Annotated in this window: 17 protein-coding genes and 1 tRNA gene; 5 read left to right on the plus strand and 13 right to left on the minus strand. The window is 70.3% G+C overall.

Translation table 11 applies throughout. From position 1 onward, the window contains the following. Positions 1-2: 2 nt before the first annotated feature. Positions 3-689 (minus strand): TetR/AcrR family transcriptional regulator, encoded by a 687-nt coding sequence (locus AB0I94_RS11260; RefSeq protein ID WP_363309226.1) that lies wholly within the window; start codon positions 687-689, stop codon positions 3-5. After that, entirely contained in the window at positions 686-1,690 is a 1,005-nt protein-coding gene (locus tag AB0I94_RS11265) for a fatty acid desaturase (RefSeq protein WP_363309227.1), read from the minus strand. The genes AB0I94_RS11260 and AB0I94_RS11265 overlap by 4 nt, the downstream gene beginning before the upstream one ends. A 285-nt stretch (positions 1,691-1,975) precedes the next feature. Between AB0I94_RS11265 and ppc the strand changes: the two genes are divergently transcribed. Beyond that, a complete protein-coding gene (ppc, locus tag AB0I94_RS11270) occupies positions 1,976-4,708 on the plus strand; it encodes a phosphoenolpyruvate carboxylase (protein ID WP_363309228.1) in 2,733 nt (910 codons plus the stop codon). An 827-nt stretch (positions 4,709-5,535) separates the two neighbouring features. On the opposite strand, the gene AB0I94_RS11275 is transcribed toward ppc, so the two are convergent. From AB0I94_RS11275 to AB0I94_RS11305, 7 genes are all read right to left on the minus strand, one after another. Beyond that, a complete protein-coding gene (locus AB0I94_RS11275) occupies positions 5,536-5,997 on the minus strand; it encodes a hypothetical protein (RefSeq protein ID WP_363309229.1) in 462 nt (153 codons plus the stop codon). Positions 5,998-6,094: 97 nt separating this feature from the next. After that, positions 6,095-6,691: an aminoacyl-tRNA hydrolase gene (gene pth / locus AB0I94_RS11280; protein WP_363309230.1), complete on the minus strand. Its 597-nt coding sequence runs from the start codon at positions 6,689-6,691 to the stop codon at positions 6,095-6,097. A 103-nt stretch (positions 6,692-6,794) separates the two neighbouring features. Next, the gene (locus tag AB0I94_RS11285; protein ID WP_363309232.1) at positions 6,795-7,385 is read right to left on the minus strand and encodes a 50S ribosomal protein L25/general stress protein Ctc; all 591 of its coding nucleotides are present in this window, start codon (positions 7,383-7,385) and stop codon (positions 6,795-6,797) included. 200 nt (positions 7,386-7,585) lie between these two features. Beyond that, the gene (locus AB0I94_RS11290; RefSeq protein WP_363309233.1) at positions 7,586-8,563 is read right to left on the minus strand and encodes a ribose-phosphate diphosphokinase; all 978 of its coding nucleotides are present in this window, start codon (positions 8,561-8,563) and stop codon (positions 7,586-7,588) included. 135 nt (positions 8,564-8,698) lie between these two features. Beyond that, positions 8,699-10,156 carry a bifunctional UDP-N-acetylglucosamine diphosphorylase/glucosamine-1-phosphate N-acetyltransferase GlmU gene (gene glmU, locus AB0I94_RS11295; RefSeq protein WP_363309235.1) on the minus strand — a complete coding sequence of 486 codons (1,458 nt, stop codon included), beginning with the start codon at positions 10,154-10,156 and terminating at the stop codon, positions 8,699-8,701. A 114-nt stretch (positions 10,157-10,270) separates the two neighbouring features. Then, positions 10,271-10,342 (minus strand) — tRNA-Gln (locus AB0I94_RS11300). A 13-nt stretch (positions 10,343-10,355) separates the two neighbouring features. Beyond that, on the minus strand, positions 10,356-11,216 hold the full coding sequence (locus tag AB0I94_RS11305; protein WP_363309236.1) for a hypothetical protein: 861 nt from the start codon (positions 11,214-11,216) through the stop codon (positions 10,356-10,358). Positions 11,217-11,383: 167 nt separating this feature from the next. On the opposite strand from AB0I94_RS11305, the gene AB0I94_RS11310 reads away from it, so the two are divergent. Next, positions 11,384-12,706 (plus strand): histidine kinase, encoded by a 1,323-nt coding sequence (locus AB0I94_RS11310; protein ID WP_363309237.1) that lies wholly within the window; start codon positions 11,384-11,386, stop codon positions 12,704-12,706. A 46-nt stretch (positions 12,707-12,752) separates the two neighbouring features. On the opposite strand, the gene AB0I94_RS11315 is transcribed toward AB0I94_RS11310, so the two are convergent. Together AB0I94_RS11315 and AB0I94_RS11320 are read right to left on the minus strand one after the other, a co-directional pair. Continuing rightward, positions 12,753-13,280 carry an SUKH-3 domain-containing protein gene (locus AB0I94_RS11315; RefSeq protein WP_363309238.1) on the minus strand — a complete coding sequence of 176 codons (528 nt, stop codon included), beginning with the start codon at positions 13,278-13,280 and terminating at the stop codon, positions 12,753-12,755. A 43-nt stretch (positions 13,281-13,323) separates the two neighbouring features. Next, positions 13,324-13,881: a YwqJ-related putative deaminase gene (locus AB0I94_RS11320; RefSeq protein WP_363309239.1), complete on the minus strand. Its 558-nt coding sequence runs from the start codon at positions 13,879-13,881 to the stop codon at positions 13,324-13,326. A 301-nt stretch (positions 13,882-14,182) separates the two neighbouring features. On the opposite strand from AB0I94_RS11320, the gene AB0I94_RS11325 reads away from it, so the two are divergent. The 3 genes from AB0I94_RS11325 to AB0I94_RS11335 all read left to right on the plus strand — a co-directional run bounded on the left by AB0I94_RS11325 (position 14,183) and on the right by AB0I94_RS11335 (position 19,150). Continuing rightward, positions 14,183-15,169, plus strand: coding sequence for an SMI1/KNR4 family protein (locus tag AB0I94_RS11325; protein ID WP_363309240.1), 987 nt, complete (start codon positions 14,183-14,185; stop codon positions 15,167-15,169). A gap of 7 nt (positions 15,170-15,176) precedes the next feature. Then, positions 15,177-18,020, plus strand: a complete 2,844-nt coding sequence (locus tag AB0I94_RS11330) for an SUKH-4 family immunity protein (protein ID WP_363309241.1) — start codon at positions 15,177-15,179, stop codon at positions 18,018-18,020. A 227-nt stretch (positions 18,021-18,247) separates the two neighbouring features. Next, entirely contained in the window at positions 18,248-19,150 is a 903-nt protein-coding gene (locus AB0I94_RS11335; RefSeq protein WP_363309242.1) for a cellulose-binding protein, read from the plus strand. A gap of 36 nt (positions 19,151-19,186) precedes the next feature. On the opposite strand, the gene AB0I94_RS11340 is transcribed toward AB0I94_RS11335, so the two are convergent. Continuing rightward, on the minus strand, positions 19,187-20,830 hold the full coding sequence (locus AB0I94_RS11340; RefSeq protein ID WP_363309243.1) for a cation acetate symporter: 1,644 nt from the start codon (positions 20,828-20,830) through the stop codon (positions 19,187-19,189). Continuing rightward, positions 20,827-21,327, minus strand: a complete 501-nt coding sequence (locus AB0I94_RS11345; protein ID WP_363309244.1) for a DUF485 domain-containing protein — start codon at positions 21,325-21,327, stop codon at positions 20,827-20,829. The genes AB0I94_RS11340 and AB0I94_RS11345 overlap by 4 nt, the downstream gene beginning before the upstream one ends. Between the last annotated feature and the right edge of the window lie 65 nt (positions 21,328-21,392).

The following is a 21,392-nucleotide window of genomic DNA, read 5'->3' on the forward strand; positions in this document are numbered from 1 at the left end:
CCTCAGCTCTTCCTGTGCCCTATCAGCCGCGGCTTCGGCTCAAGCCCGTCAAGGCCGTGCCACGCCAGGTTCACCAGATGTGCCGCCACCTCCGCCTTCTTCGGCTTGCGGGCGTCCAGCCACCACTGGCCCGTCAGCGCGACCATGCCGACCAGCGCCTGGGCATACAGGGGCGCCAGCTTCTGGTCGAAGCCCCGTGTCTTGAACTCCTGGCCCAGGATGTCCTCGACCTGCGTCGCGATGTCCGAGATCAACGAAGCGAACGTGCCCGTCGACTGCGCCACCGGCGAATCACGGACCAGGATGCGGAAGCCGTCCGTGTACGTCTCGATGTAGTCCAGGAGGGCGAACGCCGCCTGCTCCAGGAGCTCACGCGGATGGCCCGCCGTCAACGCACCCGTCACACCGTCGAGCAGCGCCCGCATCTCACGGTCCACCACCACCGCGTACAGACCTTCCTTGCCGCCGAAATGCTCGTACACGACAGGCTTGGAGACACCGGCCTTCGCCGCGATCTCCTCCACCGACGTGCCCTCGAAACCCTTGGCGGCGAAGAGAGTACGGCCGATGTCCAGCAACTGCTCCCGGCGCTCGGCACCCGTCATCCGGGTCCGGCGCGTACGCCGGGGCTGCTTCTCTTTGCTGGAGGGGCTGGAATTGCTGGAGTCGGTCGGCACGTCATCAATCATGCCGGGCCGACGGTCTGCTGCTTCCGGCGGGAGTCGATACGCGACCTCGACGGCCAGCGCACGTCCGTCGCCCACCCCAGCTGCTCGCACCAGCGGATGATCCGCGCCGACGAGTCGATCTGGCCCCGCAGCACACCGTGCCGCGCCGACGTCGGGTCGGCGTGGTGGAGGTTGTGCCAGGACTCACCGCAGGACAGCACCGCGAGCCACCACACGTTGCCGGAGCGGTCACGCGACTTGAACGGGCGCTTGCCGACCGCGTGACAGATCGAGTTGATCGACCACGTCACGTGGTGCAGCAGCGCGACCCGCACCAGCGAGCCCCAGAAGAACGCCGTGAAAGCGCCCCACCACGACATCGTCACCAGGCCGCCGACCACCGGCGGGATCGCCAGCGACACGATCGTCCAGAGCAGGAACTGACGGGAGATCCTGCGCAGCGCCGGGTCCTTGATCAGGTCCGGTGCGTACTTCTCCTGGGACGTCTGCTCCTCGTCGAACATCCAGCCGATGTGCGCCCACCACAGGCCCTTCATCAAGGCCGGGACCGTCTCGCCGAAGCGCCACGGGGAGTGCGGGTCGCCCTCCGCGTCGGAGAACTTGTGGTGCTTGCGGTGATCCGCCACCCAGCGGACCAGCGGTCCCTCCACCGCCATCGAACCCGCCACGGCCAGCGCGATCCGCAGCGGACGCTTCGCCTTGAAGGCGCCGTGCGTGAAGTAGCGGTGAAAACCGATCGTGATGCCGTGACAGCCCAGGTAGTACATGAACACCAGCAGGCCGAGGTCCAGCCAGCTCACCCCCCAGCCCCAGACCAGCGGCACCGCGGCGACCAGAGCGAGGAACGGCACGACGATGAACAGCAGCAACGTGATCTGTTCGAGGGAACGCTTCCGCTCACCGCCCAGCGTCGCGGACGGGGCGGTGGAGGCTGAAGCGGTGGAGGGAGAAGCGTCTTCGATCACATCGGTGTCGGAATACGCATCGGAAGATGTGGTCATGGGCACGTCCCCTGTGGGGTCGAGGGTTGAGGGTCACGACGCGGCTGCGGCGGGCGCACGAGCACGGGTCCCGCGCTGTCTACGGTCCCGTAACCTACGGCGACGTAAGTATGTCAGCGCGGAACCGCGCGGCAAGAGGCCGCGAGTACGTGCCGCGCGGTGACACTTATCCTTGGAAACGGTCGGACAGCGCGGTCCGCTCTCTCTAGTTCCCCCAGATCGGCGTTCCTATCCGACTGGGGACCCCCTCCCAGACGTGCTTCAACACTGCAAGGAGCCGCACCTGTGAGCAGTGCCGACGACCAGACCACCACAGCCAGCGCCGAGCTGCGCGCCGACATCCGCCGTCTCGGCGATCTGCTGGGCGAGACCCTCGTACGTCAGGAGGGTCCCGAGCTCCTCGAACTGGTCGAGAAGGTCCGCCGCCTGACCCGCGAGGACGGCGAGGCCGCCGCGCGCCTCCTCGGCGGCACCGAACTGGAGACCGCGGCCAAGCTGGTCCGCGCCTTCTCCACGTACTTCCACCTGGCCAACGTGACCGAGCAGGTCCACCGCGGACGCGAGCTGCGCGCCCGGCGAGCCGCCGAGGGCGGGCTCCTCGCCCGCACCGCCGACCGGCTCAAGGACGCCGACCCCGAGCACCTGCGCCAGACCGTGGAGCACCTCAACGTGCGACCCGTCTTCACCGCGCACCCCACGGAGGCCGCCCGCCGCTCCGTCCTCAACAAGCTCCGCCGCGTCGCCGAACTCCTGGAGACCCCGGTCATCGAGGCCGACCGGCGCCGCCACGACACCCGTCTGGCCGAGAACATCGACCTGGTGTGGCAGACCGACGAGCTGCGCGTCGTCCGGCCGGAACCCGCGGACGAGGCCCGCAACGCCATCTACTACCTGGACGAACTGCACGCCGGCGCCGTCGGGGACGTACTGGAAGACCTCACCGCCGAGCTGGAGCGCGTCGGCGTCCAACTGCCGGAAGGCACCCGGCCCCTCACCTTCGGCACCTGGATCGGCGGCGACCGCGACGGCAACCCCAACGTGACGCCCGCCGTCACCTGGGATGTCCTGATCCTCCAGCACGAGCACGGCATCAACGACGCCCTCCTCCTCGTCGACGAACTGCGCGGCTTCCTCTCCAACTCCATCCGCTACACCGGAGCCACCGAGGAACTGAAGGCCTCCCTCCAGCTCGACCTGGAGCGACTGCCCGAGATCAGCCCCCGCTACAAGCGGCTGAACGCCGAGGAGCCCTACCGACTCAAGGCCACCTGCATCCGGCAGAAGCTGGAGAACACCAAGGAGCGTCTGGCCCGCGGCACCGCCCACGAGGACGGGCGCGACTACCTCGGCACCGGCGAGCTCCTGCACGACCTCACCCTCGTCCAGACGTCGCTGCGCGAACACAAGGGCGCCCTGTTCGCCGACGGCCGCATGAACCGCACGATCCGTACGCTCGCCGCGTTCGGTCTGCAGCTCGCCACCATGGACGTACGCGAGCACGCCGACGCCCACCACCACGCCCTCGGCCAGCTCTTCGACCGCCTGGGCGAGGAGTCCTGGCGTTACGTGGACATGCCCCGCGAGTACCGCCAGAAGCTGCTCGCCAAGGAACTGCGCTCCCGCAGGCCGCTCGGCCCGTCCCCGGCTCCGCTGGACGCCGCAGGGGAGAAGACCCTCGGGGTCTTCCTCACCGTGAAGAAGGCCCTGGAGGTCTTCGGACCCGAGGTCATCGAGTCCTACATCATCTCCATGTGCCAGGGCGCCGACGACGTCTTCGCGGCGTCCGTCCTCGCCCGCGAGGCTGGACTCATCGACCTGCACGCCGGCTGGGCGAAGATCGGCATCGTGCCGCTCCTGGAGACGACGGACGAACTGCGCGCCGCCGACGTCATCCTCGACGAGATGCTCGCCGACCCCTCGTACCGCAGGCTGGTCGCGCTCCGGGGCGACGTCCAGGAGGTCATGCTCGGCTACTCGGACTCCTCCAAGTTCGGCGGCATCACCACCTCGCAGTGGGAGATCCACCGGGCGCAGCGGAGGTTGCGTGATGTCGCGCACCGTTACGGGGTTCGGCTGAGGCTGTTCCACGGCCGCGGCGGAACGGTCGGGCGTGGCGGCGGCCCCTCGCACGACGCGATCCTCGCGCAGCCCTGGGGCACGCTCGAGGGCGAGATCAAGGTGACCGAGCAGGGCGAGGTCATCTCCGACAAGTACCTGGTGCCGTCGCTGGCCAGGGAGAACCTCGAACTGACGGTGGCCGCGACCCTCCAGGCCTCCGCCCTGCACACGGCTCCCCGCCAGTCGGACGAGGCGCTCGCCCGCTGGGACGCGGCGATGGACGTGGTGAGCGAAGCGGCCCACACCGCCTACCGCAAGCTCGTCGAGGACCCGGACCTGCCCTCGTACTTCCTCGCGTCGACGCCGGTGGACCAGCTCGCCGAACTCCACCTGGGCTCGCGTCCCTCACGCCGTCCCGGCTCGGGCGTCTCGCTCGACGGCCTGCGCGCCATCCCGTGGGTGTTCGGCTGGACGCAGTCGCGGCAGATCGTGCCCGGCTGGTTCGGCGTCGGCTCGGGCCTCAAGGCGCTGCGCGAGGCCGGTCTGGACGCCGTGCTCGGCGAGATGCAGGAGCACTGGCACTTCTTCCAGAACTTCCTCTCGAACGTGGAGATGACGCTGGCCAAGACGGACCTGCGGATCGCCCGCCACTATGTGGACACGCTCGTCCCCGACGAGCTGAAGCACGTCTTCGACGTGATCGAGGCGGAGCACGCGCTGACCGTGCAGGAGGTCCTGCGGATCACGGGCGGCGAGGAACTCCTCGGCTCCCACCCGGAGCTCCGGCAGACCCTCGCCATCCGTGACGCCTACCTGGACCCGATCTCGTACCTCCAGGTCGCGCTCCTGAAGCGTCAGCGTGACGCGGCAGCGGCGGGCGAGGAGCCGGACCCCCTCCTTGGCCGCGCACTGCTCCTCACGGTCAACGGAGTGGCGGCGGGGCTGCGGAACACCGGCTGATTTTTCCTGGCGGGGCGCCTTGCTTACGGGGCTGATGCTTCGGCCTGGCGGGGCGCCTTGCTTACGGGGCTGATGCCTCTGCCTGGCGGGGGCGCCCCCGCCTTGCCTTGCTCTGAGCTGGCCGGGGCTCGGTGCCTCGGCCTTCGGCCGGATTGTCCCGCCGCCTGCGCGGCGGACGTCTCCCACCCACCCACCCACCCGTTTGCCCGGCGTCGAGTTGTGGGCGGGAGGGCGTTTCCCGCCCACCCGCCCGTTTACCCGGCGGCGGATTGTGGGGTGGGCGGGTGTCTCCCGCCTACCTGACCGTTTGCCCGGCGTCGGGCTGTGGGCGGAGGACGTTTCCCGCCCCCTGCCCGTTTACCCGGTGTCGGGTCGTGTCTGCCACCCACCTGACCGTTTGCCCGGCGTGGGGTTGTCGGGTGGGCGGGTGTCTCCCGCCCACCCGGTTACCCGGCGGCGGGTTGGCTGGCGTGTGGGTCTGCTGTTGCGTCCGCTCGCCCGTTTGGCCGTCGGCGCAGGGTGAGGGGCGGGGCTGGAGTTTGGTGTCCGCCTTCTCCTTGCGTGGCAGGCGTCAGCCCGCCGTTGCACGAGCTTTTCCCGCTCACCCACCCAATGCCGGGTAATCGGGTGGGTGGGTGGGGAAGATCCGCCGCGCAGCGGCGGGCCCGGGACGACCCGAGGCCGGTCGGGAAGCGGCGGGCCCCGGCGACCCCCGGTCAGGGAAGCGGCGGGCGCAGGCGGCCCCCCGGTCGGGGAAGCGGCGGGCCCCCGGCGGCCCCCCAGGGGCAGGGAAACGGCGGACCCACGTGTGGGGTGCTGGGCTGCGCCTAGAACGTCAGCGTTGCGAAAGACGTCGTCAGGAGTGCCCCGCCCGCCAGGGCCAGCGCCCACGCCGTACGGGGCAGGCGCAGCCCCCCGGCCACCACCACCGAGGACAGCAGCAGCGCGCCGCCCAGCGGCAGCCACGCGTGGAGGAATCCGGGGCCGCCCGTACGGACGACCTCGTCGGTGCCGGGCTTCACGGCCACCGGAATCCGCGCCCCCTTGTCCTCCGCGATCGAGCGGTCGATCACGACCCTCTCCCGCGGCTCGGAACCGGCGGTCGAGGGGACATAGGAACCGAAGCAGTCGTCGGAGGAGCAGCGCGTCACCCGCATCGTGCCCCGCTCACGCTCACCGGTGAGCATCACGTGCTGCGCCGTGCCCCAGGAAGCCCAGACGCCCGCGACAAGCAGCAGCGCCGCGAGCCCGCCCATCACCGTCCGGCGTACGAGAAGCAGCGCGTTCATGGCGGTGATCCTTGGCCATGGGTATGCGCTCAGTCAACCGGTCTCGGGTCTCGGCCACATCCCCGGACGCCGGACCCCAGACGCCACCAGCCACCACTCAGGAGTTGTACGAACTCTGCGCCCGCTCAAGACCGTCGATCACCAGAGACTCCGCCGCGTCCGCGGCCCGGTCCACGAAGTAACCCAGCTCCTTGCGCTCCGCCGACGAGAAGTCCTTCAGGACGAAGTCCGCGACCTGCATCCGCCCCGGCGGACGCCCGATCCCGAACCGCACCCGGTGGTAGTCCGGGCCCATCGCCTTCGTCATCGACTTCAGACCGTTGTGGCCGTTGTCGCCGCCGCCCAGCTTCAGCCGCAGCGTGCCGTAGTCGATGTCCAGCTCGTCATGGACCGTGACGATGTTCGCCGTCGGGACCTTGTAGAAATCGCGCAGCGCCGTCACGGGACCGCCCGAGACGTTCATGTACGACATCGGCTTCGCAAGCACGACACGGCGGCTCCCCGGACCCGGCGGACCGATCCGGCCCTCGAGCACCTGAGCCTGCGCACGCCCACTGCGCTTGAACGAGCCACCGATCCGCTCCGCGAGGAGATCGGCCACCATGAAGCCCACGTTGTGCCGGTTCAAGGCGTACCCGGGGCCTGGATTGCCCAGACCCACGATCAGCCAGGGCGCGCTCGGGTCCGTCGTCATCTGCATGTCTCCTTCATAGCCCAACCGCCGCCCCGCGCAGGAGCGCGGAGCGGCGGTCGGCGGCAGAGTCGAGCTCAGGAGCTCAGTCCAGCAAGGTCGAGGCTCAGGCCTCGGCGGCGGCGTCGCCCTCGGCGCTCTCGGCGGCCTCCTCGGCCTGCGCGGCCAGGACCTGCAGGACGACGGTGTCGTCCTCGACGGCAAGGGTCGTGCCGGCGGGCAGCGTGATGTCCTTGGCGAGGACCGTCGCACCGGCCTCGAGACCGGCGATGGAGACGGTGACCGACTCCGGGATGTGCGTGGCCTCGGCCTCGACGGGCAGCGCGTTCAGCACGTGCTCGAGCAGGTTGCCGCCCGGGGCGAGCTCGCCCTCGGTGTGCACGTAGATGTCGACGTTGACCTTCTCGCCCTTACGGACCAGGAGCAGGTCGACGTGCTCCAGGATGCCGGTACGCACGGCGTCACGCTGGACGGCCTTGGGGATGACCAGCTGGCTCTTGCCCTCGATGTCCAGGTTGATCAGGACGTTCGGGGTCTTGAGCGCCATCAGGGTGCCGTGGTGCGGCAGGGCGATGTGGACGGGGTCCGCACCGTGGCCGTACACAACGGCGGGCAGCTTGTCGGCGCGACGCAGACGGCGGGCGGAACCCTTGCCGAACTCGCTGCGGACCTCGGCGGAGATCTTCACCTCGGGCATGTGCACTCCTCGTAAAAGTGGTGACGGAACAGAGTCGGTCACCCGGCCACGACTGGCCTGCTACGAAGAGCGCGTCGATAACGGACCGCCGTACTGCAATGAGTACGGCCTCCCTCGCCGAGCAACTCCGTGAGTCTACCCGGCGGGGAGGCCGCCTCAGAAATCGATCTTCCGTAGTCGTACCGGCGAGCCCGCGAAAGCTACGCCTGCTCGTCGAAGAGGCTCGTCACCGAACCGTCCTCGAAGACCTCACGCACCGCGTTCGCGATGGTCGGCGCGATCGACAGGACCGTGATCTTGTCGAGCTCCAGGTCACCCGGGTCGGGCAGCGTGTCCGTGAACACGAACTCGCTCACCTTGGAGTTCTTCAGACGGTCGGCCGCCGGACCGGACAGCACACCGTGCGTGGCCGTCACGATGACGTCCTCCGCGCCGTGCGCGAACAGCGCGTCCGCGGCAGCGCAGATCGTGCCACCCGTGTCGATCATGTCATCGACCAGGACACAGACGCGGCCCTCCACGTCACCCACGACCTCATGCACGGTGACCTGGTTGGCGACGTCCTTGTCGCGGCGCTTGTGCACGATCGCCAGCGGCGCGCCCAGACGGTCGCACCAGCGGTCGGCGACCCGGACACGGCCGGCGTCGGGGGAGACCACCGTCAGCTTCGAACGGTCGACCTTCGCGCCCACGTAGTCCGCGAGGACCGGCAGCGCGAAGAGATGATCGACCGGACCGTCGAAGAAGCCCTGGATCTGGTCCGTGTGCAGGTCGACCGTGAGGATGCGGTCCGCGCCCGCCGTCTTCATCAGGTCCGCCACCAGACGGGCCGAGATCGGCTCACGGCCGCGGTGCTTCTTGTCCTGGCGCGCGTAACCGTAGAACGGCACGATCACGGTGATGGAGCGGGCCGACGCGCGCTTCAGCGCGTCGATCATGATCAACTGCTCCATGATCCACTTGTTGATCGGAGCCGTGTGGCTCTGGATCAAGAAGCAGTCCGCGCCACGAGCCGACTCCTGGTACCGCACATAGATCTCGCCATTGGCGAAATCGAAAGCCTTCGTCGGCACGATGCCGACACCCAGCCTGTGTGCGACCTCCTCGGCCAACTCGGGGTGGGCGCGGCCGGAGAAGAGCATCAACTTCTTCTCGCCGGTCGTCTTGATCCCGGTCACAGCACTAGTCTCCTCAGACGAGTTCTTCCCGCTGCCGTCCTCACACGCTCCGGAAAATCACAGTCCGAAGCGCTGAGTCGGCCGAAATGGTGTGCACCTATCACGGTACGCCGTGTACGACGCACCTGTTTCCGGTCAGCTTCCGCTTGCCGAATTCCTGGACTCCCCGGACGCCGCCTCCGCCGCCCGCGCAGCCGCACTGCCCGGACGCTTGCGCGCCACCCAACCCTCGATATTCCGTTGCTGCCCCCGGGCCACAGCCAGCGAACCCGCCGGAACATCCTTCGTGATGACCGAACCCGCCGCCGTATAAGCCCCGTCCCCAACAGTGACAGGAGCCACAAACATGTTGTCCGAACCCGTCTTGCAGTGAGACCCCACCGTCGTGTGGTGCTTCGCCTCACCGTCGTAATTCACAAACACGCTCGCAGCGCCGATGTTGGTGAAATCACCGATCGTCGCATCACCCACGTACGACAGATGCGGAACCTTCGTCCCCTCACCGATCGTCGCGTTCTTCATCTCCACGTACGTACCCGCCTTGGCCTTCACGCCCAGCCGCGTCCCCGGCCGCAGATACGCGAACGGACCGACACTCGCCTGCTCCCCCACCTCGGAGTCGTACGCCACCGTGTTGTCCACCCGCGCCCCGGCGCCCACCCTGACGTTCCTCAGACGGGAGTTCGGCCCCACCTCGGCACCCTCACCCAGATGCGTGGACCCCTGCAGCTGCGTACCCGGATGCACCAGCGCGTCCTGCTCGTACGTCACCGTCGCGTCGACCCACGTCGAGGCGGGGTCCACGACCGTGACACCGGCCAGCATCGCCTCGGTGAGCAGCCGGTCGTTCAAGGTGCGCCGAGCGGCGGCCAGTTGCACGCGGTTGTTGATCCCCGCGATCTCCTCATGATCCACGGTGACCGCCGCGCCCACACGATGCCCCGCTTCCCGCAGGATCCCCAGAACATCGGTCAGGTACTCCTCACCCTGACTGTTGTCCGTACGCACCTTGCCCAGCGCCTTCGCGAGCAGCTGCCCATCGAACGCGAACACACCGGAATTGATCTCCCGGATCAGACGCTGCGTCTGAGTGGCGTCCTTGTGCTCGACGATCCCGGTCACCGCGCCGCTCTCGCCGTCCCGCACGATCCGGCCGTAGCCGGTCGCGTCCGGCACCTCGGCGGTCAGCACGGTCACGGCATTGCCGTCACCGGTGTGCGTCTCGGCCAGCTTCTGGAGAGTCGCACCGGTCAGCAGCGGAGTGTCCCCACAGACGACGATCACGGTCCCGTCCACGGCACCGCCGAGCTCGTCCAGACCGATGCGGACGGCGTGACCGGTGCCCTTCTGCTCGCTCTGGTACGCCGTGCGGACGTCCGGGGCGATCGTCCCGAGGTGCGCGATGACCTGCTCGCGGGCGAACCCGACGACGGTGACGAGGCGCTCCGGGCTCAACGCGTACGCGGCTTCGAGCACGTGCCCGATGAGGGAACGCCCACAGATCTCATGCAGGACCTTGGGAGTGGCCGACTTCATACGGGTGCCCTCACCCGCTGCAAGGACGACGACGGCTGCCGGGCTGTTGGCGCTCACGGGGGTGCCCTTCGGCTTCGGATGTGCGGGGAGTGGACATCCGCAGGATACCGGGGCGTTGTGGGGCGGAAATGAGGGCGGGTCCTGACCTTGCGGTCAGGACCCGGAAGTCTGCTCCCCCGCCAGGGCTCGAACCTGGAATACGGCAGTCAAAGTGCCGGGTGTTGCCAATTACACCACAGGGGATGGCGGGAGCAGCCTACGCGGTATGCCGCCCGGCCTCCACCACCATGCCAGACCACCAGCCTTCGATGCGACGGTAGAGCTCGGCGCTCCGGGAAACCCGGATCACAAGGCAGCCGCGATAGCCGTCGCCCACGTTCTTCCGGACTGTCTTGGGGTTGTGCTTCTTGATAGTCGTCTTCTGGAAGGTGGAGACGTCGACGCCGACCAAGTCGGCCCAGTAGCGCTCAGCAGCCTCGACGTCGGCCGTCATGTGGATCATGACCCGGTACTTCAGTCGCTCCGGTCCCACGTCCAGCAGGTTCAGCCATGCCAGGTAGAGCTGTATGACACCCGGGTCGCTGTTGACGAAGAGGACGTTCTCTCGTCGGTCGTACGACTTGTCCTTCATGCCTTCCGCCCAGTAGAGCGCGGTTCCGGCAACGAGCAACTCACGGTCGGACATCGCCTCGATCTGGCGGGCTGCCGCAGTCTTGGTGCGCTTGCGCTCTTCATCCCGGACCGCAAGTTCGTGCTCCCACCGTTTCCGCGCCGCCAGCTTCGCCTGCTCTGACGGGTCCCGCCGCTCCGGCTTCGGCAAATCCCGTACCCACAGCGAGATCGAACTCTTCGAGCAGCCCAGCTCGACCTGGATCTGGTCGTACGTGAGCCCCTTGACCCGCAGCTCCCGCGCCCGCTCCCGTAGGTCGTCCTTCGCGTTCGGACGCTTCGTCCACTCCGGGGCTGGCTCGCCCTCCAGGAGGCGGTTCAGGATGTCGTTGTTGTCGACGTGCAGCCGGTCGCGGATCTGGCGGCGGCTCAGCCCCTCCCGCCGTAACGCGATCGCCCGCTCCCGCAGTCCCTCGAAGTCGGCGTACTTGCTCGTGATTTCCGTCATGCGACGACCCTTGTCCGGAATGCGAACCTCCGGCCGGGAACCCGGAGCGGTTCGCCAGTTCGAGGGAATTCGGGCCGTTTCGTTTCGCGATGGTCAGCGCGTGCGTTCGATCACCGAGCCGGAAACTCGCCGGAAAAGGAGGGCTTGTCGCCCGTAGGCTGGAAGGCATGACCACGACGGGGGAGAACCACAGAGCGGCCGTGACCGGGCCGTGGTGGTGGGAGCGGCGGCGTAGTGCCGTGCTGGATGTGGGGATTGCGCTGGCGTCGGCGGCGGAGTGCGCTGCCGAGGGGATCACGTTCGCGGGGGATACGGGGGTCCCCACGGGGGTGGGGGTCGCGTTCGGGGTGTTGGCGGGGGCTTCGCTGGTGTTGCGGCGGCGGTGGCCGATTGCCGTGGTGCTGATTTCCATCGCGATCACGCCCGCGCAGATGGGGATTTTCCTGACGGTCGTCGGGCTTTACACGCTGGCCGCTTCCGAGTTGCCTCGGCGGATCATCGGGTCGCTCGCCGGGATGTCGTTGCTGGGGACGCTCATCGTGACCCTTGTGCGGACTCGGCAGGACATGGAGAGCGGGGAGCTGGGGTTCGCGGAGGGGTTCATACCCTTCATCGCGATCATGACGTCCATCGGGTTGACCACGCCGCCGATCTTGCTGGGGCTGTACATCGGGGCGCGGCGGCGGCTCATGGAGAGTCTGCGGGAGCGTGCCGACAGTTTGAAGGGTGAGTTGCAGCTGCTCGCGGAGCGCGCCGAGGAGCGGGCGGAGTGGGCGCGTAATGAGGAGCGGACCCGGATCGCGCGGGAGATGCATGATGTGGTCGCTCATCGGGTGAGTCTGATGGTGGTGCATGCTGCCGCGTTGCAGGCTGTGGCGAGGAAGGACCCTGAGAAGGCCGTCAAGAACGCCGCTCTGGTCGGTGACATGGGGCGGCAGGCGCTGACGGAGCTGCGCGAGATGCTGGGTGTGCTGCGGACCGGGGAGCCGACGCCGGCCGCGGGGGGTCGGCACGGGTCGGTCTCGGACGCGGTGCCGTTGGCGGCTGTGGGGTTTGCGGCCGCTGCTGCCGCCTCGCGCGCGGTGGACGAGGACGGGCCGTGTCTGGCGGAGCTGGATGAGCTGGTGGGGCAGTCTCGTGCGGCGGGGATGGCGGTGGTTCTGTCCGTGGAGGGTGATTCGCGCGCGTATGCGGCGGATGTCGAGCAGACGGCGTACCGGGTGGTTCAGGAGGCGTTGACGAACGTGCACAAGCACGCCGCGGGCGCCAAGACGTATGTGCGGCTGGCGCATCGCGGTGCGGAGATCGCGATGCAGGTGGAGAACGAGCCGCCGCCGGAGGCCGGTCCGGGGGACGCCCGGTTGCCCAGTGGGGGCAATGGTCTGGTGGGGATGAAGGAGCGGGTCGTCGCGTTGGGTGGGGTGTTCGTGTCGGGGCCGACGGACGCGGGTGGGTTCCGGGTGTCGGCGGTGCTGCCCGCGGCCGCCTAGGTTCTGTTGCCGGGTTTTTCTCAGCCCGCCCTGAGGTGTTTTCTTCTCAGCCCGCCTTGAGGCGTTCCGGTTGTGTGCCGGAGGTGAGGGTGGCGAGGGCTTCGTCGATGTGGGCGCCCAGGTACCAGTCGCCGCTGTGGTCGAGGCTGTAGACGCGGCCCAGCGCGTCGATGGCCAGGAGCGCCTGGGTCTCGGTCTCCTCTCCTATGGGGCACACCTCGGTGTCGAGGGCGCGGCCCAGGTCGCCGAGGGTGCGGGCGAGGTGGAGGCCGTAGAGGGGGTCGAGGTGTACGGCGGCGGGCGCTATGTGGCGGCCGGGGCCCTGTGGGGTGATGTGCAGTCCGCCGAACTCGGCCCAGGCTTCGACGGCGGCGGGGAAGACGGCGTGCTGGTGTCCTGCGGGTGAGGTGTGGCGGCGCAGGACGTCGGCCCAGATCTCGGCCTGTTTTATGTCCCACCGTCCGGGGGTCCAGCCGGCGGCGCGCAGGGCGGCGTCGACGGGGACGGGGAAGCGGGGTGAGGCGGCGGTCTGGTGGGTGTGCGTGGGGTGGTGCGTGTGCTGTTCGGTGTGCATGGGCCCTCGTCGCGGTTCGGGGTCAGCGGTTCGGTGGTGGGGGTCAGGATTCGGGTGTCGGGGGTTCCACGATCCGTACGCCGAAGTGCGCTGCGAGGGCGGTGCAGGAGCGGCAGGGGCGGGCGAAGCCGCCGTGCAGGGGGTCGCCGTCCTCGCGGATGCGGCGGGTGGTGAGTTTGGCGTGTTTGAGGGCTTTGCGGGCTTCGCCGTTGGTCATGGGTTTTCGTGCGGCGCGTTTGGAGCGGCTGCTGTCGGCCGTCGTGAGGTGGCGCGAGATGAGGATGGCTTCGGCGCATCGTCCGGTGAAGCGTTCGCGCTGACCGCTTGTGAGGGTGTCGAGGAAGTCCTGTACGAGTGGGTGCAGAGCGGGCGGTTCTTCGCCGCGGCCCGCGGTGCTCGTGAGGGTCGCGCCGCGGACGGAGAGTGCGGCGGCGACGGTGGGAAGTATGCCGTCGCGGCGCTGGCGCAGTGTGGGCGCGTGGGCGGACGTGCTGCTCCAGCCGACGCGTGGATCTCCGGTGCCGGTGGGGTGCTCGGCGGTCGCCGAAGGTGCTGTCGTGGCCGTGGTGCTGTCGGTCGTACCGGTCTGTGCCGTGTGCATGGTGGTGCTTCCCTCCCCGCAACTCGCGGCTGTGACCGCGTGTGCCACGCCCCCGCGTTGCGGGGACAGCCTGCCAAACGGGGCGGGTGGTGCGGAAGCTGGGGCACCGCGACACGCCCGGCTTTCGGCGGACGGTGACGGTCCGGTGGCTGCAGGTCATGGAACCGGAGGCCCGGTGACCGGTGTCGTCCTTACGCATAGGCTGTCGACATCCGCAGACCGCGGAACGCAGGACGAAGTACGCACAATCGACGCACAGCGATCCGCGAAACCATTAACAGTGCCGCAGGGGGCAACCGCCATGACGACAGGTCGGCTGGGGCAGCAGGCCGCACCGCCGAACGCGGCCTACGCCGGGCAGGTCGTGCACTTCCCGGATCCGGTCCGGGCCACGCGCCATCCCAGAGGCGTGCGCGTGGACGAGCGCGGCTATCCGGACTTCTCGGCCTACGCGCGTGCGGCCGTCGAGATCGCCGAGCCTCCGGAGGGCTTCGGTGTCGACGAGTTGCGCCTGACGGACTATGTCTCCGCGAACGCGGCGATGGCCGCGGCGGAGCATGACCTGTGGGACACGATTCTGCCGGTGGCGACTCCGCACGGCTGGACCTGGCACCACGTGCCGGGGGGCCGGCGTCTTGAGCTGGTCCCGGTGGAGGTGAAGGCGCTCCTGCGGCATCACGGCGGGCTCGCGACGACGCCGGTGGACCAGGACAAGAGGGGTACGCGCCCGCTTCAGGAGACCCGCCCGGCGCATCTCGCGCTGCCGAAGTCGGCGGTCGCGGTGAGCGAGCAGGAGATCCTCGGCGCCGAGGAGGAGCTGGGTTACCGGCTGCCTGGCGCCTACCGTTCCTTCCTGAAGGCGGCGGGCGGTTGCGCGCCGGTGGGTACGGCGCTCGACGCGGAGCTCGGCCTCCTGATCGACCAGCCGTTCTTCACGGTGCGGGACGAGGCCGCGGTCAATGACTTGGTGTACGTGAACAAATGCCTGCGCGACCATCTCACCAAGGACTATCTGGGAGTTGGTTTCGTGCAGGGCGGCATCCTCGCCGTGAAGGTGAGGGGCGAGCGGATCGGTTCGGTGTGGTTCTGCGCGTACGACGACGCCCGGGACGTCTCGGAGACGGCGGGCTGGCAGCCCGCCGAGCGGGTGCAGCGATTGTTGCTGCCGTGCGGTGACGACTTCGACGCGTTCTTGTCCCGGCTCGCGGGGAATCCGCCGGAGTTGGAGACCGTGGCGAACCTGATGGTGGACGGCGGCTTCGCGCGCGCTGTCCCGGTGGGGGAGTGAGTTGTCGATGGTGACCTTCGCGCAGGCGCAGGAGCGCGCCGACGAGTGGATCAACGGCGATGTGCCCGGATACCAGCATCGTGAGGTGCGGGTACGGGAGTTCGAGCTGGGTTTCGTCGTGTGGGCGGAGGACCGTGAGAACGGTCCGGTGTCCGACGGTGGCCGTCAGCGGCTCGTCATCGCGCGGGACAGCGGCGACGCCACGCTCTGGCCGGGGCTGCCGGTCGGTGAGGTGATCCGCCGGTACGAGGAGGAGTACGGCGCCCCGGAAGCGGTGCCTCAGGACGCGGTGCCGGCCCCGCCGGAGCGGGTTGATCTGAATCAGACGTCGTTCCTGTTGAGCCCTCCGGAGTGGCTCCAGGAGGCGGCGGACAAGCTGGGCATCCCGGATCGCAGGGGTGAGTCGTCCGCGGGTGTGGAGCCGTCGGACGAGGCGCCTGCGTCACCTGCTCCGTCTGCTTCCTCCGCTCCGTCCGGCTCCCCTGCCTCCCCTGCCCCCTCTGCCCCGTCTGTGTCGGGCGGGTCCATCGGGGGTGTGGGATACGGCAGTTCGACGCCACCCGCGCCCGCGCCTGCGGAGTCAGCCGCACCCGAAGCGCCCGGTGGCGGTACGCCGTGGCCCGCGGCCGGGGCGTCGAGTGACCCCGTCGGGGCCACCCCGTGGGCCGGTACGGACACCAACGCGGACTCCGGCGACGACCGTTCGGTGCCCGCACCCGCGACGGTGTTCGCGCCGCCGCTGGTCGGTGGTGACGACGACACGCCGCCGCCCGGTGTGGCGCCGGAGGCCAAGACCGCGCTGATGCACGGCGGCAGCGGCCTTCCGTCGACGACGGTGGCACCCGCACTCGACGGCTCGAACATGCCGCCCCCCGCGGGCCCCGGTGGTCCCGACGCGTCCGCGTACGGCTATCCGCAGGGGCCGGGCGCGCAGGCTCCGGCCGCTCCGGGGCCGAACCTGCCCCCGCCGCCCGCGGGCGCCGCGGTGAACATGCCGCCGCCTCCGGGCGCGAGCGCTCCGGACCCCTCCGCGTACGGCTATCCGCAGGGTTCGGCTCCGGCTGCCGCCGCGCACTCCGTGCCTTCCGGCGCGGGGGACATCGCCGACGCCGCGACCAGCAAGGCGCAGGCGCCGCCACGCGGTGCCCGTGGTGGCGGTGCGGTCACCCCGCCGCCTCCCGGCGCCCCGGGGACCCCCGGCATGCCGCCGGGCAGTACGCCGCCGCCGTCCGGTCCCGGTGCTCCGGGCACCCCGGCGGGCGGTTACGTCCCGACGCAGCTGGTCTCGGCGCTCGGCCCCGATGGACCTCAGCCGCCCGCGGCTCCGAACGCGCCGCAGCCGCCCGGTGCTCCGGGTACGCCTGCCGGTGGTGTGCACCATGCGGCGACGATGCTGGCGGACCCGAGCCTGGGCGGTCCTGGCGGGATCAAGCCGCCGGGCGCTCCTGGTGCTCCTCAGCCTCCCGGCCCGCCCGGCGTTCCGGGTGCTCCGGGTGCTCCTCAGCCTCCCGGCCCGCCCGGTGCTCCGGGTACGCCTGCCGGTGGTGTGCACCATGCGGCGACGATGCTGGCGGACCCGAGCCTGGGCGGTCCCGGTGGGATCAAGCCGCCGGGCGCTCTTGGTGCCCCGCAGCCTCCCGGCCCGCCCGGCGCTCCGGGTGCTCCCGGCGCACCTCAGCCTCCTGCGGCTCCCGGCGCACCCGGCGCACCCGGCGGTGGTGTCCACCACGCCGCGACCATGCTGGCCGGACCCGCGGTCGGCGGCCCCGGCGCGCCCATGCCCCCGCAGGCTCCGGGCGCCCCCGGCATGCCGCCCCCGGCGCCGGGCGGGCCCGGCCCCGGTCAGCCCTACGGCTACCCGCAGCCGCCCACAGGGCAGCCGACCGTCGGCCCCGGCTACCAGGCCGTACTCCGCTATCGCGCGCAGGACGGCTCCGAGCAGCAGCTCATCCGCCGCTCGGCGCCCGGCACGCCGCACCCCGAGTGGCAGATCCTGCACGAGCTGCGCGGCATGAACGTGCCGCCGCAGCAGGTGCTCGAACTCCACACGGAGCTGGAGTCCTGCGAGCTGCCGGGCGCCTACTGCGCCCGCATGATCCGGGAGACCTGGCCGCAGGCGCGGATCACGAGCATCGCTCCGTACGGCAGGGATCACGGGTCCCGGCAGGGGGGCATGCAGCAGCTCATCGCGCATCAGGCCGAGTTGCACCAGGTCGCGGACGGCCCGGCGCGCCCGGCGCCGGTGCGCGCGCCGCTGCCGCAGGTGCAGCCCGCGCCGCCGATTCCGCCGGAGGGTGTGGCGCAGGAGCTGGTGGGCGCGTTCGGGCCCGGTGTCTTCCGCTTCGACCAGCGGGCGGTCTCCCGGCAGGGGGTGCCCGATCTGGTGGCGCACACGCTCGTCGTGGCGGGCCTGCCGGTCGATTTCGGTCCGTTCTTCTGGGCGCAGGCCCAGCCGGGCCGTCCGGTGCCGACCCTCGCCGAGACGGCACAGGAGCGCGGGGTGCAGCCGGCGTCGGACGCCGGTTCGTACCTGGTCATGGGCAGTGACTTCGGCCGTGCGATCTGCGTCCAGTACGGCACGGCGAACATCGTCGCCGTGCCCGTGGAGGCCGGCCCCGGCGGGGCGCCCGTGCCGCCGCAGTTCGTGAACACGGGGCTGCCGGAGTTCGCGCGCTGCCTGGCGCTGCTCGGCCGCATGTGGCGGCTGCGGTTCGGGTTGAACCAGGAGCAGGCGGGGCGCTGGACGGTCGACTTCCAGGCCCAGCTTGCCGCGCTCGACCCGGCGGCGCTGGCTTCGCCGGAGAGCTGGTGGTCGGTGCTGCTCGAGCAGATGTGGGACGGGTTGCTCTGACCTCCGCCCCTGCGGGGGTGGCGGCATACGCATACGAGGCGCTCGACCCCGCCGGGGACGAGCGCCTCGCCGTTTCCCGGGCTCTGATTCCGACTTCCGGCAGGAATAGCGCATCCTTGAGTGGATGAGATGAGCGGAGTGTCGCGTTATGGGTACTTCCGCTTGATCCATCAAGATGTGCGCCAATCGCGTAGTACGCGCGTGGTGCGTCGGAGGAGGGATTCAGGATGAGCAGCGGTGCTACGGCGTCGGAGCACGGCTTCGTCGCCGTGCGCGGACGTGGTTACCGTCCCGAGCAGGTGGACGCGTACGCCTTCGATCTGTCCCGGGACCGCGACGACGCGTGGGAACGCGCCGCCCGGCTCACCGTCCTCGCCAAGGAGATGGAGGCGGAGGCGGAGCGGCTGCGGGACGTGGTCTCGCGCCTCGCCCCTCAGACGTACGAGACGTTGAGCGAACGCGCGCGGAACATTCTCGCCCTGAGCGAGGCGGAGGCCGCGGCCGTACGGGAGTCGGCCGAGGCCGAGGCGCGGCGCGCGACGGAGGCGGCCGAGGCGCAGGCCCGGGAGGTCCGTGAGGCTGCTCGTGCGTACGCCGACGAAACCCTCGGCGAGGCCGACGAGCGGGCCCGGCAGCGGTTGCTCGCCTGCCGCGCGAGCGCGGACGAGACGCGGATCGCGGCCCGCCGTGACGTGAAGGAGTGGCGGGGTGAGGCCCTGGCCGCACTGCGGGAGATGCGGCAGCGCAGCGCCGCGCTCCTGGAGGAGCAGGAGAAGGAGCAGGCCGAGCGTTGGGAGGCCGCGGAGGCGGAGATCGCCGCCCGGGAAGCCGAGGCAGAGGCGCGGGAGGCTGCGCTGGTGGCCGCGGCCGAGGCGCGCCTGTCCGAGGCCAAGCGGGCCTTCGCCCAGGCGGAGGAGTCCGCCCGGCACGGGCAGGAGGACGCGGAGGCGAAGGGCGCCGAGCTGGTCGCCGCCGCGAGGGTGCGGGAGGAGGGCATCGCCAGGGAGACCGAGCGGATGCTGCGGGAGCACGGGGAGGAGTGGGACGAGGTGCGGGCGCACATGGAGCACGTACGAAGCAGTCTCGCCGCGCTGACCGCACGGGCGGCGGCGGAGGAGGGCGCCCCCTAGGGCCCCTGGTCGCACCCCGTCCGCCCGTCCACCCGCCTACCCCCGCTTGATGCCCGCCAGGATCCAGCCCTCCACCGCCTCGTACCGCCTGCGTTGTTTCTCCGACTCCCTCGGGCCCGAGGACACCGTGCCGAGCCAGCCCAGGAGGAAGCCGAGGGGGATGGAGGCGATGCCTGTGGTGGTGAAGGGGAACCAGTTGAAGTCGTGGTCCGGGAAGGCCGAGGTGGGGGCGCCCGAGACCAGGTTGGTGCCCGTCATGAGGATGACGGAGCCGAGGGTGCCGCCGATCAGGGTCCACAGGAGGCCCCTGCGCGTGTAGCGGCGCCAGAAGAGGCTGTAGACGAGGGCCGGGGCGAGGGCCGATGCGCCCAGGCAGAAGGAGAGGGTGACCAGCGGTTGCAGGTTGTGGTGCTGCACCATGACCGCGAGTGCGATCGCGAGGCCCCCTATGGCCAGCGCCGAGACGCGGGCCAGTGTCATCTCGCGGCGCGGGGTGAGCTCCTTGCGGAGGCTCAGGTGTGCGAAGACGTCGTGGGCCAGGGAGTTGGCGCAGGCGAGGATCATTCCGGCGACCGAGGCGAGCAGTGTCAGGAAGATCGCCGTGGTGACCGTCGTGAAGAGGAGGGTCTCGAACGTCGTGGCGTGCGCGCCGAACACGGCCTTGGAGCCCAGCAGATAGGCCGTGTTGCCCTGCGGGTCCGCCTTCGCGATCGCCGCGCGCCCGATCATCGCCGTCGCGCCGAAGCCGACGATCGTGATGATGAGGACGAAGAGCGCCACCGAGGACACCGCCCAGGACATCGAGCGGCGTATCTCGGGCGCGCTGCGCGCCGTGTACATGCGCATCGTCACATGGGGGAGGCATGCGCCGCCGAGTACCACCGTCAGTTCCGAACTGATCATGTCGAGGCCGGGGTGGGGGCCGCCCGCGAACTGCAGGCCGGACTGGAGGTAGGCCGGGCCTGCCCCGCTGCCCCGCTCGGCGGCGGCGAGCAGCGCGCCGAAGTCCCAGTCGAAGCGGTGCAGGATCAGGGCGGCGATGACCACTCCGGAGCCGAGCAGGATCACGATCTTGAGGATCTGGATGAGGGCCGTGCCCTTCATGCCGCCGATCGCCGCGTAGCTGATCATGAGTGCGCCGAGTGCGACGACGCATCCCGTCTTCACGCCCTCGCCGGAGAACCCGAGGATGAAGGAGAGCAGGTCGCCCGCGCCCGCCAGCTGCACCAGCATGAGGGGGATGAGCGCGGCGAGTGTCGCCGCGCAGGCGGTGACGCGTACGGCGCGGCCGGGCATCCGGCGTGCCAGTACGTCGCCCATGGTGAACCGGCCCGCGTTGCGCAGGGGTTCGGCGAGCAGGAACATCAGGAGCATGAGGGACAGCGCCGTACTCAGGGCGAGGACGACACCGTCGTACCCGAGGAGGGCGATGATTCCGCCGGTGCCGAGCACGGTCGCCGCCGAGATGTAGTCGCCCGCGATGGCCAGACCGTTGCGCATCGGCGAGAGGGCGCCGTAGCCGGTGTAGAACTCGCCGAGGTTGTCGCGGTCCGGGCCCGTCATGACACACAGGAGCAGCGTGAGGGTGACGACGGCGGTGAACGCCACCAGGGACATGGCTTGTGCGGAGTCGGCGGCCAGGGTGACGCCGGGGCTCGCCGGTGCGAGGCCGGAGTTCATCGGTTCGCCTCCAACTCCGCGAGCTTGCGCAGCCGTTCGGCCATCGGGTCGACCCTGCGGCGGGCCGTGTACTCGTACAGCCCTATGGCGAGCAGGGTGACGGGCACCTGGCACAGGCCGAGCAGCAGGCCGGTGGTCAGGCCGCCGGAGACCGTGTCCGTCATCAGGGACGGGGCGGAGGCGGAGAGGATCAGGAAGAGCGTGAAGTAGCCGAGAGCCGTGAGGGTGGCGACGCGACGCTGCCGGCGGTAGGCGCTGCGCAGGTGGCGCAGGTCGCTGTGGCGGCCGAGCGCGGGGTGGCGGGGGAGCCTTCTGGGCGGTGGGGGAGGTGGCGGCGCGACGGGCTGCCAGGGGTAGGTGGGGTACGAGGGGGAGGAGGGCGACGGGGGTGCGGAGTTGGGGGGAGCGGCGGGGGGACCGTAGGCGTGTCGGCCCTGCTGAGGGTGGTGCGGGCGCTGCGGGTGGTGCGGGTTTTGGGGCTGGTCAGGGTAGGGCATCCCGGTTCTCCTTGCGCGGCGTCGGTCCGGTGCGGGACCGCAGGGAGCGAGAGGTGAGGATCGAG

The sequence above is a fragment of the Streptomyces sp. NPDC050147 genome (assembly GCF_040660195.1).
Classification (GTDB): domain Bacteria; phylum Actinomycetota; class Actinomycetes; order Streptomycetales; family Streptomycetaceae; genus Streptomyces.